At 60.6% G+C, this 12,958-nt stretch carries 12 protein-coding genes; 6 read left to right on the forward strand and 6 right to left on the reverse strand.

The features are described from left to right. Positions 1 to 3: 3 nt before the first annotated feature. The 5 genes from cobA to AACY44_RS19630 all read right to left on the reverse strand — a co-directional run bounded on the left by cobA (position 4) and on the right by AACY44_RS19630 (position 5,681). Positions 4 to 747 (reverse strand): uroporphyrinogen-III C-methyltransferase, encoded by a 744-nt coding sequence (gene cobA, locus AACY44_RS19610; protein ID WP_339418806.1) that lies wholly within the window; start codon positions 745 to 747, stop codon positions 4 to 6. A gap of 26 nt (positions 748 to 773) precedes the next feature. Then, entirely contained in the window at positions 774 to 2,444 is a 1,671-nt protein-coding gene (locus AACY44_RS19615) for a bifunctional protein-serine/threonine kinase/phosphatase (RefSeq protein WP_339418804.1), read from the reverse strand. Beyond that, positions 2,444 to 3,655: a nitrate/nitrite transporter gene (locus tag AACY44_RS19620; protein WP_339418802.1), complete on the reverse strand. Its 1,212-nt coding sequence runs from the start codon at positions 3,653 to 3,655 to the stop codon at positions 2,444 to 2,446. The genes AACY44_RS19615 and AACY44_RS19620 overlap by 1 nt, the downstream gene beginning before the upstream one ends. A 210-nt stretch (positions 3,656 to 3,865) precedes the next feature. After that, the gene (locus tag AACY44_RS19625) at positions 3,866 to 4,441 is read right to left on the reverse strand and encodes an ANTAR domain-containing response regulator (protein WP_339418800.1); all 576 of its coding nucleotides are present in this window, start codon (positions 4,439 to 4,441) and stop codon (positions 3,866 to 3,868) included. A 13-nt stretch (positions 4,442 to 4,454) separates the two neighbouring features. Then, positions 4,455 to 5,681 carry a CmpA/NrtA family ABC transporter substrate-binding protein gene (locus AACY44_RS19630; protein WP_339436451.1) on the reverse strand — a complete coding sequence of 409 codons (1,227 nt, stop codon included), beginning with the start codon at positions 5,679 to 5,681 and terminating at the stop codon, positions 4,455 to 4,457. A gap of 274 nt (positions 5,682 to 5,955) precedes the next feature. Between AACY44_RS19630 and sctC the strand changes: the two genes are divergently transcribed. The 5 genes from sctC to AACY44_RS19655 all read left to right on the forward strand — a co-directional run bounded on the left by sctC (position 5,956) and on the right by AACY44_RS19655 (position 9,756). Beyond that, entirely contained in the window at positions 5,956 to 7,395 is a 1,440-nt protein-coding gene (gene sctC, locus AACY44_RS19635) for a type III secretion system outer membrane ring subunit SctC (RefSeq protein WP_339436498.1), read from the forward strand. 15 nt (positions 7,396 to 7,410) lie between these two features. Next, positions 7,411 to 7,635, forward strand: coding sequence for a FliM/FliN family flagellar motor switch protein (locus AACY44_RS19640; RefSeq protein ID WP_339418798.1), 225 nt, complete (start codon positions 7,411 to 7,413; stop codon positions 7,633 to 7,635). 156 nt (positions 7,636 to 7,791) lie between these two features. Next, positions 7,792 to 8,196 (forward strand): winged helix-turn-helix domain-containing protein, encoded by a 405-nt coding sequence (locus tag AACY44_RS19645; protein ID WP_339418889.1) that lies wholly within the window; start codon positions 7,792 to 7,794, stop codon positions 8,194 to 8,196. Beyond that, positions 8,189 to 8,647: a transglycosylase SLT domain-containing protein gene (locus AACY44_RS19650; protein ID WP_339418796.1), complete on the forward strand. Its 459-nt coding sequence runs from the start codon at positions 8,189 to 8,191 to the stop codon at positions 8,645 to 8,647. Before AACY44_RS19645 ends, AACY44_RS19650 begins: the two co-directional genes overlap by 8 nt. An 89-nt stretch (positions 8,648 to 8,736) precedes the next feature. After that, positions 8,737 to 9,756, forward strand: coding sequence for a quinone-dependent dihydroorotate dehydrogenase (locus tag AACY44_RS19655; protein ID WP_339418794.1), 1,020 nt, complete (start codon positions 8,737 to 8,739; stop codon positions 9,754 to 9,756). Positions 9,757 to 9,900: 144 nt separating this feature from the next. Here the strand turns inward: AACY44_RS19655 and rmf are convergent, their stop codons facing one another. After that, positions 9,901 to 10,116 (reverse strand): ribosome modulation factor, encoded by a 216-nt coding sequence (rmf, locus tag AACY44_RS19660; protein ID WP_002553055.1) that lies wholly within the window; start codon positions 10,114 to 10,116, stop codon positions 9,901 to 9,903. A 543-nt stretch (positions 10,117 to 10,659) separates the two neighbouring features. Here rmf and rlmKL point away from each other — a divergent pair. Next, complete coding sequence (rlmKL, locus tag AACY44_RS19665) at positions 10,660 to 12,924, forward strand: bifunctional 23S rRNA (guanine(2069)-N(7))-methyltransferase RlmK/23S rRNA (guanine(2445)-N(2))-methyltransferase RlmL (protein WP_339530907.1); 2,265 nt, start codon at positions 10,660 to 10,662, stop codon at positions 12,922 to 12,924. Positions 12,925 to 12,958 lie beyond the last annotated feature (34 nt).

The raw sequence follows: 12,958 nt of genomic DNA on the forward strand, positions 1-12,958 counted from the left end.
GCCTCAGGCGCTGGCTGTATCTGCCAGGCAAACAGCCTGTTCGGTGGCGGCAACGCGGCCGATCACCAAGATTGCCGGGCTCTTCAGGGCAAACGCACGGGCGTCCTCATGCATATGGGACAGATCGCTGCGGCACTCCCTTTGTTGCGGCAACGATGCATTTTCGATCATCGCCACCGGCATATCCGGCATCATCCCGCCATCCAGTAATTGCTGGCGAATCTCCTCCAGTTTCGCCACGCCCATATACACCACCAAGGTTGTCCCGCCCTCTGCCAGGGCACGCCAATTCAGGCTGCTGTCGTCCTGAGTATGTGCCGTGACCAGGGTCACGCCACGGCTTACCCCGCGCAACGTCAACGGAACCGCGCAATTCGTAGCGCCGGCCAGGCCCGCGGTAATCCCGTTGACCAATTCCACCTCGATGCCTCGCTCACGCAACCACACCGCTTCTTCACCGCCGCGCCCGAAAATGCACGGGTCGCCACCCTTGAGCCGCACTACGCATTTGCCCTGGCGCGCATAACGCAGCATCAGGCGGTGGATAAAAGCCTGCGGAGTCGAGCGGCAGCCACCGCGTTTCCCCACGATAATCACCCGCGCTTCGGCACAGTGTTCCAGCACCGCCGGGTTTACCAGATCATCGACCAGTACCACATCGGCTTCGCGCATGGCCCGAACGGCCTTGAGGGTCAACAGCTCCGGGTCACCGGGACCTGCGCCTACCAGCCAGACTTTTGCGTTCATAGGTTTTTCCTCGTCCAGGGATGACGTCAGCTGTGAAAGAGTGAGTACAACAGCACCAGGTTGATCAGCATTGAGATCAACCCCAGCGCGCGCCAGACCTTCAAGGGTTCACGCTCCAGCAACGGCCTGGGGCGGATGCTCAGTTCCTGCCGGTCAGCCTGGTCCAGCACCCGCAACCACTCTTCGGCGGTTTCATAGCGGTGTGACGGATTCGCAGCCACGGCCCGTTCCAGGCTGAGGGGCAACCAATCCGGCAGATCGGGGCGATAGCGGCTGGCGCTGACAGGGTGGGTGAACCTTGGCCGTTGGAAAGCTTCGATTTCACCGTAGGGGTAATGCCCAGTCAGCAAGTAATACAGGGTGACACCGACGCTGTATAAATCCTGTTGGGCTGTAGGACGGTCGCCATTAAATGCCTCCGGTGCGATGAAGCTTGGCGTGCCCGGCAGCACATGGGCATGGTCTTCCGACAGGCCTGGGCAGTACGCCAGGCCGAAATCCAGCACCCGCAGTTCGCCGTCGTCCCCCAGCAGGAGGTTTTCCGGCTTTATATCACGGTGCAGAATCTGACGCCGATGCAGCATGCCCACCGCACGCAGCAAGCGTTCGGCCATCGATTGCCATTGCGCCAGGGGCAATGGACCTTGGCGCTGGAACCGTTCAGCCAGGGTTTCGCCGGAATATTCACGCATCACGTAGTACAGATGCTGGCGCCCGCTGGCGACGTGGACTTCAGGAAACGCCCGCCCTGCAACCCGCCTTAAAAACCATTCCTCCGACAGCAACGCCTGGCCGGCGTCGCGATTATCGTCATGGCTCAACGGCAGTGTTTTCAGCAGCCAGGGTTGCTGCTGGGCGTCCCTTACCCGGTATAACAACGACTGGCGGCTTTGCGCCAGTACGGTTTCCACCTGCCAGCCTTCGAAGTGTTGCCCGTCTTTCAGCGGTGGTGGCAGGGGCCATTGCTGCAACTGTACCAAGGCATCGCCGAGCGTGGCTGCGCCGAGGCTGTCGATGCGCACCAGCAGGGCGCTGGCATTGTCCTGGCTACCGGCTAGGTGTGCGGCGCTCACCAGCGTATTGACTGCCAGATCCAGGTCCGTTTGCTCGCGCAAAATCGCGCGGATGCTCTGATCACCCAGGGTTGCCCACACGCCATCACTGAGCAGCAGGAAACACTCGCCTTCGCGCAGTTGGCCGTCGAGAAAGTCCAACACCAGGTGTTGATCCAGGCCGAGCGCGCGCTTGAGCACATGCTGCATGCCCGGTTGTTCCCACACGTGATCCTCGCTGATGCGCTGCAATTCGCCATCCAGCCAACGATAGGCCCGGCAATCGCCGACGTGCGCCAGGGTAAAGCGCTGGCCGCGAAACACCAGGGCGCTGAGGGTGGTCAACAAGGGCTGACCACCGCCATTCGCCTGCAGCCAGCGATTCTGTGCCAGCAGCAAACGTTCCAGGGCCTGGGCCACGCCCCAGGTTTGCGGCGTGGCGTAGTAATCCATCGCCAGCGCCTGCAGGGTCGAGCGCGCGGCCAAGCCACCGTCGGCGCACTGGCTTACGCCGTCGGCGATGGCACACAGGTAACCTTTGCTCGCCGCCAGTTCGGCCATAGGAGTCACCACCCGTAGCGCGTCCTGGTTTTCCGCCCGTGGGCCGATGGCACTGGCTTGGGCGACGCTCAGTTGCAGACTCATCAGACCCGCGCAGCCGTCACGGCAGCCGAGCCCCAGGTGGTCCTCCAGCGACGCTTCACGCCGTGCAGGCCAAACCAGGCCAACACGGCCAGGCTGGCGAACAGCCACAGGGCCAGTTGATAGCTGCCGGTACTTTGTTTGATCGCGCCCATGCCCGCCGCCAAAGCAAAACCGCCGATACCGCCGGCCATGCCGATCAGGCCGGTCATCACGCCGATCTCGCGACGGAAACGCTGTGGTACCAGTTGGAACACCGCGCCATTCCCGGCACCCAGGCCGAGCATAGTGCAGACGAAAAGTGCCAGTGCCGCGTAGGAACTCGGTAGGTTGAAACCCACCGCCGCGATACAAATCGCCGCCACGCTGTACATGCCCAATAGGGTACGAATCCCGCCGAAACGGTCCGCCAAGGCGCCACCTAGGGGGCGCATCAGGCTGCCGCCGAACACGCAGGCGGCGGTGTAGTAACCGGCGGTCACTGGGCTCAGGCCGTATTGGTCGTTGAAGTAGCCGGGCAGGGCGCTGGCCAGGCCGATAAACCCGCCGAAGGTCACGCTGTAGAAAAACATGAACCACCAGCTGTCACGGTCGCCCAGGGCCTTGAAGTAGTCAGCCATGGACTTGGCTTTCGGCCGTTCAGGGGCGTTGCGCGCCAGCCAGGCAAAGACGATCAGGGTCATCACCAGTGGAATCACGGCAAAGCCGAAGACGTTGTTCCAGCCAAAAGCGGCCGCCAACACAGGCGCCAGCAATGCGGCGAATACAGTGCCGGAGTTGCCCGCGCCAGCGATGCCCATGGCCTTGCCCTGGTGTTCTGCCGGGTACCATTGGGAGGCCAGTGGCAGCGCGACGGCAAACGATGCGCCGGCCATGCCCAGAAACACGCCCAGCAGCAAGGCTTGCTCATAGCTGTGGATTCCCAGCTTCCAGGCGCCGAACAGGGCGCAGATCACAATCACCTGGCCAATTAGCCCCGCGGTCTTCGGCGACAGCTTGTCAGCCAGCATCCCCATCAGAAAGCGCAAAATCGCACCGGCGAGGATGGGCGTTGCGACCATCAGGCCGCGTTGTTGAGTGGTCAAGTGCAAGTCGGCGGCAATTTGTATCGCCAGTGGGCCCAGCAGGTACCAGACCATGAAGCTCAGGTCGAAATACAGGAACGCGGCAAACAGGGTCGGGGTGTGCCCGGATTTCCAGAAGCTTGATTTCATCACGCACCTCAACGGTTGGGAGTCTTGTAAGAAGGCCTGGTGATGGAACAGCCGGTTAAGGCCGCCCCACCGGCCCCTTTAGCGGGGGCTAAAACAAAAAAACGCCGCCACCGGGTTCGCGAGGGCAAACCGGGTGAGCGACGTCTTTGTCGTGGAGGGGCAACCGCCGTTGGCTACCTGTGATGTTTACTTAGCAAGAGCTGCGCCAAATCAGCCGAGCAACTCACTCATGGCGATAATCTGCTCCGCCACCTGGATCAGTTTCTGCTGGCGGCTCATGGCCTGCCGGCGCATGAGGGTGTAGGCATCTTCCTCATTGCAGTCCTTCATTTTCATCAGCATGCCCTTGGCCAGCTCGATGCGCTTGCGTTCCGCCAGTTGCTGGTCCCGAGCGTGAAGCTGAGCGCGCAGGGCCTGGTCGCTCTCGAAGCGCGCCATGGCCACATCGAGGATCGGCTGCAGGCGCTCGGCCTGGATGCCTTCGACGATATAAGCGCTGACACCGGATTTGATTGCCTGGCGCATCACGCTCGGGTCGTGTTCGTCGGTGAACATCACTATCGGCCGGGGTTGGTCGCGGCTGACCAATACCACTTGCTCCATCACATCACGGCCCGGTGACTCGGTATCGATCAGGATCACGTCCGGGCGCACTGTTTCGACGCGTGCGGGCAGGTCGATGGTCAGGCCGGACTCGTCAATGACTTCAAAGCCGGCCTCGATCAGCGCCGTCCTCAGGCGGCCGACTTTGCGCGGGGTGTCGTTGATCAACAGGATTCGCAGCATGGAAGTCCTCCTGTCAGCGCAAGGCTTGGCGGTGGGTGGTGTTGGCCAGGGCATGCAGGCGGAAGCTGCGGGCATAGCCGGCGGGGTCGGAACCGTCCCAGATTTTGCCGTCGATCAGTTGGCTGCTGCGCATGTCCTGGTCTTTCACCTTGATACCCAGCGCGTCAGCCGCCTGGCGAAACAGCGGCAGCTGCTGCACTTGGCGCGCAACGCCGAGATAGTCCGGGTCTTCACGCAGAAGGCCCCAGCGCCGAAACTGGGTCATGAACCACATGCCGTCAGAGAGGTAGGGCAGGTTCACCTCGCCATCAGCAAAAAAGCGCAAGGCGTGGGGATCCTGCCATTGGTTGCCCAGGCCATCGTCATAGGCGCCGAGCAGGCGTGGTTCGATGCAGTCGAGCGGGGCGTCGAGGTACTCGCGGCCACTGAGCAATTGCGCGGTGGAACGGCGGTTTTCGGTGCTTTCTTCGATAAATCGACTGGCCTCCAGGATCGCCATTATCAGTACACGCGCGGTGTTGGGGTACTGGTCGACAAACGCCTGGGTACAGCCGAGCACCTTTTCTGGATGATCCGGCCAGATTGCCTGGGTTGTTGCCAGGGTAAACCCTTGGTTTTGCTTGACCGCGCTGGCGCACCAGGGTTCGCCGACGCAAAAACCATCGATGCGTCCGGCTTGCAGGTGCGCAACCATTTGCGGTGGCGGGACCACCACGCTGTCCACATCCTGCAAGGGATGAATGCCTTGGCTCGCCAGCCAGTAATACAACCACATAGCGTGGGTGCCTGTGGGAAACGTCTGGGCAAAGGTCAGTTTTGTTCGGCTTTGGTGCGCATGGCGCTCCAGTGCCTCAGGAGTGATCACCCCTTGTTGCTGCAACCCGTGGGACAGGTTGATGCTTTGCCCGTTCTGGTTAAGCCCCATCAGTACCGCCATGTCGGTGGGCGCTACGCCGCCGATGCCCAGGTGCACGGCATAAATCAGCCCGTACAGGCTGTGGGCGGCGTCCAGTTCGCCGCTGACCAGTTTGTCGCGCAGGTTGGCCCAGGACGATTGGCGCTTTAGGTTCAGTGTCACGCCATAGGGTTGAGCGAAGCCCTGGGTGGCCGCCACTATCATTGATGCGCAGTCGCTCAAGGCCATGAAGCCCAGGTCGAGGCTGCTCTTTTCCGGGGCATCACTGCCGTTGACCCAAGCCAGCGGGTCGTTCACCGGGCTGTTGCCAACCGAATCGTTCATCAATACCTACCTTTTCTCTCAAAAAAAAGCGTCGTTCCCTCAGATGGCGATGTAAGCCAGTGCGGGTAACGACGCCTTTGTTCGTAAGCTCGCTCCGTCGTTGGCGCGTGCTCTGATGCAGAGTGTGTAGCAAGGCACATGCCACGGGGAGTGGGGCCCAGGCAGCCGTCAACTTTCCATCAAGATTGAAACCTGGCGGCCTTTCAGTATGGCCGCATTCTTAATGTCAGACCGCCCAGGAAACCCCACGGTGTACGCCGACTTCCTTGCAACGATGCCCCGCCCCTGGCTTTGCCGTCGGCTGTTTTTTGCTGCGCTGCTCGCCGTGCTGGTGTCCGAAAGTGCTGTTGCCTGGGCCGGGCTTTACCAGGCACAGGATCAAAGCCTGTATACCGTGTTCACCGCACTGTCGGAGCCATTGGGCTTGCCCATTGTTGTCAGCCGTGAGGTGGCACGCAAACGCCTCAGTACAGCGCTGGATTTCGATGCACCGCAACAGGCCCTGGAGACACTTGCGTTGCAACAAGGATTGATCTGGTACAGCGACGGGCAAGCGCTGTATGTCTATGACGCGGGCGAGGCTAAAAGCTCTGCGGTGACCTTGCGGCATATTTCCGTCGACAGGCTGCGTAGCCTCATGCGCCGGTCGGGCCTCGATGAGTCGCGCTATCCTTTGCGTGAAAGTGCAGGGCGAACGTTCTATGTTTCCGGCCCACCGAATTATGTCGATCAGGTGCTGCGCCTGGCCCAGTTGATGGACCGGCAAAAAGCTGAGTTACGGGTGGGGGCGCAGGCCTTTGGCATTGTCCAGGTACTCAACACCGATGTGGCGGACCGTCAGTACGGCACAAGCGACAGACCGGTCACCGTTCCGGGGATGGCTTCGATGATCGAAACCCTGCTGGCCAGCGAGCACAAGGGGTTGCTGTCCGACAAGAGCCTTGGCGTGATCGCCTACCCGGATAGCAACAGCCTGCTTATCAAGGGTAAGCCAGCGCAGGTGAGTTTCATCCAGAAACTGGTAGCGGAACTCGACATACCTAAGCGCGCGATTGAGGTCTCGCTGTGGTGGGTGGATGTGGAGCGCGACGAACTGAAGAAGCTGGGCTTGGGCTGGGATACGCAAAGCAAGGCTTCGACATCGCGCGTTTTAGCGCCGTTGGATGATAGCCACCTGCTTGCGCAGATCAGCGCATTGGAGCGTCGTCGGCGCGCGAAGGTGACAACACTGCCGGCGATTCTCACCCAGGAGAACGTGCCGGCGGTTTTTCAGGACAACCACACGTTCTATCTGCCACCTGCCGAAAACGACAAAACCGACTGGAAACCGGTGCGTTACGGCACCCAAGTCAGTGTCTTGCCGCGTTTTGCCGAGGCCAACCAGATCGAGATGCGCCTTGAGGTCGAAGAGGGTCGCCAGATGACCGAGCCGAAACGGCGTGAAAAAAACGCGGCGGTGGGACGAGTGGGCGTCAACAGTGTGGTGCGTTTGCCCCAAGGCAGACGCCTATGGCTGGGCGCTTTTCAAAGGGAGTCAGAAGGACGGGGAGCTGGTCGCCCGGCTCTAGTGCGCCTGTTTGTGATCCAGGCCAGAGCGGTGGGCGGCGCGTTGAAGGGGCCGGACGAGGGCGTAGGGCCACCACCCTTGACAGCCGTGCAATATGAGCGTGTTCAACGTGCTTTTGTGCGGCCGGGGCGCGATGTCTCACCGTAACCAAGGTGGTAAGCCATGCATCTGGAAATTCTTCTACAGGAACAGCTGATCAGCCGCAGGCGCCTGGTAGCCTTCGCGCCGGGAAAGATATTGCCATTGACGCGGCAGATAACCCACTGCGTAGAAGTTCGGGTGAATGGGCAATTACTCGCCTTGGGTGAACTGGTGCAGTTGGAGGACCGGCTAGGGGTTGAGTTGCATGAGGTGTATCAGGCGTGGCTGCCTGGAGGTGGTGGATAGCGAAAGGTCTTACAGAGCAGTATCGAAAACCGCTGGATGATTGGGCTTTTTCCTAGCGTGAGTCGGGAGGCAGGTTTTTTATAGTCGTGACCTAGGTACATGAGTCAGTGATGCAAGTGAGGACTTCAATGTCAGTAGCCGGATGCCGAGGTAATGATGGCCGTCATGGATGATGCAGGGACGACGACTTCCCTGGTTTTTTCGCGCTGGACCCTGCATGACGACGGTCGCCTGACCGGCGAGGGTTCGGATGTTCAGTTACCGCCCAAGGAATGGCAGGTGTTGCGACTGCTGCTGGCATCCGGTGGCGCGTTGATGACCAAGGATCGCTTGCTGGAGCTGGCCTGGCCGCAGGGGGAGGTGGCTGAGGAGTCGTTGACGCGCTGCATTTACTCACTGCGCAAGTACCTTGGCGTCGACAAGGGGTTTATCAAGACGATCTACGGTCAAGGGTACCGCTTCACATGCCCGGTCACTGCAGAGGGCCATGCGCCGGGCTGCATGAGACATGTGTGCTCGGCCTGCGGCCAGGTCAGCCATGGTTCGATAAACCGTGGCTAGGTTCTGGAGCACAGGCTTGGTGTTGAGCATGGTGATGACCAGCCATCAAGCGGTGGCCTATTGTTGGCAGGAGGCCGCCAGGCACTACGATATCGAACCAGAGTTGCTGCAAGCGATCGCCGTCGTGGAGTCAGGTAATCGGGCGCAAGCGATGAATCTTGCCAACCGTAATGGCACTCGTGACATCGGCCTGATGCAGATCAACAGCATCCATCTGCCTCGCCTGCTCAAGCAGGGTATTACCGAGGAGCGTCTGATCAACGAGCCCTGTCTGTCGGTTGAGGTGGGCGCTTCGATTCTCGCCGAGTTCATCCAGCGCTTTGGCTACAACTGGACAGCGGTAGGTTCCTACAACGTTGGGACGGGCTCCGGGCCCGAGCGTGAGGCGTTGCGCATGCGGTATGCGCAGAAAATCTGGGCGTATTACGAGCAGTTGGTCGCGCATCGCTAATGACGATTGAGGTTCACGCCTCGCGCGCTCCCTGTCTCCCCAGCTATAATCGCCGTCACCTTTCGCCGCCATCCGAGTCTAGCCCGCCCATGTATACCCTGGCCCGCCAGCTGTTGTTCAAACTCTCCCCGGAAACCTCCCACGATCTGTCCCTGGACCTGATCGGTGCCGGTGGCCGCCTGGGGCTCAATGGCCTGGTATGCAAGGCGCCGGCAAAAATGCCGGTATCGGTGATGGGGCTCGATTTCCCCAATCCGGTCGGGCTGGCGGCTGGCCTGGATAAAAACGGTGCGGCCATTGATGGTTTTGCTCAGCTGGGTTTCGGTTTTGTCGAAATCGGCACGGTGACCCCAAGGCCACAACCGGGTAACCCCAAGCCGCGTATCTTCCGCCTGCCGGAAGCCGAGGCGATCATCAACCGCATGGGCTTCAACAACCTGGGGGTTGATCATCTGTTGTCGCGGGTTCAAGCGGCGAAGTACAACGGCATCCTAGGCATCAATATCGGCAAGAACTTCGATACCCCGGTTGAACGTGCCGTGGATGACTACCTGATCTGCCTGGACAAGGTCTACGCCCACGCCAGCTACGTCACGGTCAACGTCAGCTCGCCCAACACCCCGGGCCTGCGTAGCCTGCAGTTCGGCGACTCCCTCAAGCAACTGCTCGAAGCCTTGCGCCAGCGCCAGGAAGACCTGGCTGGGCGCCATGGCAAGCGCGTGCCGTTAGCGATCAAGATTGCCCCGGACATGAGCGACGAAGAAACCGTGCTGGTCGCCCAGGCCCTGGTGGACTCAGGGATGGACGCGGTGATCGCGACCAACACCACCCTCAGCCGCGTAGGCGTCGAAGGCCTGGCCCATGGCGATGAAGCGGGTGGCCTGTCGGGTGGCCCGGTGCGCGAGCAGAGCACGCATATCGTCAAGGTGTTGGCTGCCGAGTTGGCGGGGCGTTTGCCGATTATCGCGGCAGGTGGCATCACCGAAGGCAAGCACGCAGCCGAGAAGATCGCCGCGGGTGCCAGCCTGGTGCAGCTCTACTCCGGCTTCATCTATAAAGGCCCGGCGCTGATCCGCCAGTCGGTGGATGCAATCGCCGCACTGCGCTGATGCGCCCACAAGGTTTATTCACCAGCCATTAAAAAGGGCTCCATCAAGGAGCCCCCTGGGCCGAAGCCCGCCGCCCGGATAGGACGTGCGTGGTTAAATCGTTACACATTCAAAGGTGATGATGTCGGAAATAATTGCCCTTGATTAGCCGACGGCGTGAAGTTCGTTGAGTCTGTGGATTCCCGCAGTGCCAGTCATACCGTCCCAGTTGTCGCCGCGTCCTTCTCGCCAGCCGTTGATCCAGGCTTGGCGTACCGACGGTAGAGTAAATGGGCAAAGCTCACGGGATTTGCCATGAACGCCATATTGATATCCGCGTAAAAATGCTCTTTCCAACGGATCACGCTTAAGTCTTCTCATAGGGTGTTTCCCTCACTTGTTGACTGTCTTGATATCCTTTGGCCTCGTCTGGGGCCAGGCAGAGTTTTTCTGCCGTCGGTCGGCTCGCTGCCGGCGTGGCGAGCCTATTTGTCGGCGTCGTTACGGCACCAACCTGTGGTGAGTTCTAACCAATAGGTCACATGGATTCAATGATCGTTTTGTCATAAGCACGTAACGATAACGATGCTATAGCCATAAGCTGGGCTGGCTTTTTGCCCCATTTATCCGGCAAACCCAGCTATGATGTGCCCTGCAAAGAGGATGGGTTTAATCCTTTAGTGAGAATGCCCGTCCGTTGCGGTCGGTTATTATTCGACGAAAGGGCGGAATATTTCTTTCTATTACGCGTTTTGTTGTTAAACAGTTCTCTCTGCCTCGTCAATCAGGGCCCAAGGGCCAGACAGACGGGGTGGGACGGCACATTCGTGCCACGCGGGCACTCTTCAAGAAAAGTGCTTGATTGAAAACCGAGCTGGCGATGCGTCGCCCGTTCATTTATTGCTGAAAAGCCTGGAATGCCCCATGTCGGACCGTTTTGAACTCTTCCTCACCTGCCCCAAAGGCCTCGAAGGCCTGCTGATCGAGGAAGCCGTCGGGCTTGGCCTTGAGGAAGCCCGCGAGCACACCTCGGCCGTGCGCGGCATGGCCGACATGGAAACCGCCTACCGTCTGTGTCTCTGGTCACGCTTGGCCAACCGCGTACTGCTGGTGCTTAAGCGCTTCCCGATGAAGGACGCCGAAGACCTCTACCACGGTGTGCTGGATATCGAGTGGGCCGAGCACATGGTCTCCGATGGCTCCCTGGCGGTCGAATTCAGTGGCCACGGCTCGGGCATCGATAACACCCACTTCGGCGCGCTGAAGGTCAAGGATGCGATTGTCGACAAGCTGCGCACCCCGACCGGCGAACGCCCGTCTATCGACAAGATCAACCCGGACTTGCGCATCCACCTGCGCCTGGACCGCGGCGAAGCGATCCTGTCCCTCGACCTTTCCGGCCACAGCCTGCACCAGCGTGGCTACCGTCTGCAGCAGGGCGCGGCACCCCTGAAAGAAAACCTGGCGGCCGCGATCCTGATTCGTGCCGGCTGGCCGCGCATTGCTGCTGAAGGCGGCGCGCTGAGCGACCCAATGTGCGGCGTGGGTACCTTCCTGGTGGAGGGCGCGATGATCGCTGCCGATATGGCGCCCAACCTGAACCGCGAGCTGTGGGGTTTCACCACCTGGCTGGGTCACGTCCCGGCGCTGTGGAAAAAACTGCACACCGAGGCCACCGAACGTGCGGCCATCGGCATGAACAAGCCACCGCTGTGGATTCGTGGCTACGAAGCCGATCCGCGCCTGATCCAGCCCGCGCGCAACAACATCGAGCGTGCCGGCCTCAGCCACTGGATCAAGGTGTACCAGGGCGAAGTCGGCACTTTTGAGCCACGCCCGGACCAGAACCAGAAAGGCCTGGTCATCTGCAACCCGCCGTACGGCGAGCGTTTGGGTGACGAAGCCAGCTTGTTGTACCTCTACCAGAACCTTGGCGAGCGTCTGCGCCAAGCGTGCATGGGCTGGGAAGCGGCGGTATTCACTGGCGCGCCGGACCTGGGCAAGCGCATGGGTATCCGTAGCCACAAGCAGTACTCGTTCTGGAACGGCGCCCTGCCGTGCAAATTGTTGCTTATCAAGGTCAACCCGGACCAGTTCGTCACCGGTGAGCGTCGCACCCCAGAACAGCGTCAGGCCGAACGTGAGCAAGCCGCTTACGATCAAGCCCCGGCTGAGCCGCAAGAGCGTCAGTACAACAAGAACGGCAACCCGATCAAACCCGCTCCGGCGCCAGTGGTTGAGCAGCCGCGCCTGAGCGAAGGCGGGCAGATGTTCGCCAACCGCCTGCAGAAGAACCTCAAGCTGCTGGGCAAGTGGGCCAAGCGCGAAGGCGTGGACTGCTACCGGGTGTACGACGCCGACATGCCGGAATACTCCATGGCCATCGACCTGTATCACGATTGGGTCCACGTGCAGGAATATGTCGCGCCGAAGTCCATCGACCCGGAAAAAGCCTCCGCACGCATGTTCGATGCCCTGGCCGCGATTCCCCAGGCCCTGAATATCGACAAGAGCCGCGTGGTGGTCAAGCGCCGCGAGCGTCAGAGCGGCACCAAGCAGTACGAGCGTCAGAGCGCCCAAGGCAAGTTCACCGAAGTCAGCGAAGGCGGCGTGAAGTTGCTGGTCAACCTCACCGATTACCTGGACACCGGCCTGTTTCTCGACCACCGTCCGATGCGCATGCGCATCCAGAAAGAGGCCGCCGGCAAGCGCTTCCTCAATTTGTATTGCTACACCGCTACCGCCAGTGTGCACGCGGCCAAGGGCGGCGCGCGCAGCACCACCAGTGTCGACCTGTCCAAGACCTACCTGGACTGGGCGCGTCGCAACTTCTCGCTCAACGGTTTCTCCGACAAGAACCGCCTGGAGCAGGGTGATGTGATGGCGTGGCTGGAAGCCTGCCGCGATGAGTTCGACATGATCTTCATCGACCCGCCGACCTTCTCCAACTCCAAACGCATGGAAGGTATCTTCGACGTACAGCGTGACCACGTGCAGTTGCTCGACCTAGCCATGGCACGCCTGGCACCGGGCGGCGTGCTGTACTTCTCGAACAACTTCCGCAAGTTCGCGTTGGAGGACAACCTCAGCGAACGCTACGCGGTCGAGGAGATCAGCGACAAGACCATCGACCCGGATTTCGCACGTAATGCGAAGATCCACCGGGCGTGGAAAATCACTGCTCGCTGATCGCCGCTACTAAAAAGCCGCAAGCCTGGATTAT

Source organism: Pseudomonas sp. RA_15y_Pfl1_P11 (assembly GCF_963970975.1).
In the GTDB taxonomy this organism is placed as follows: Bacteria; Pseudomonadota; Gammaproteobacteria; order Pseudomonadales; family Pseudomonadaceae; genus Aquipseudomonas; species Aquipseudomonas tritici.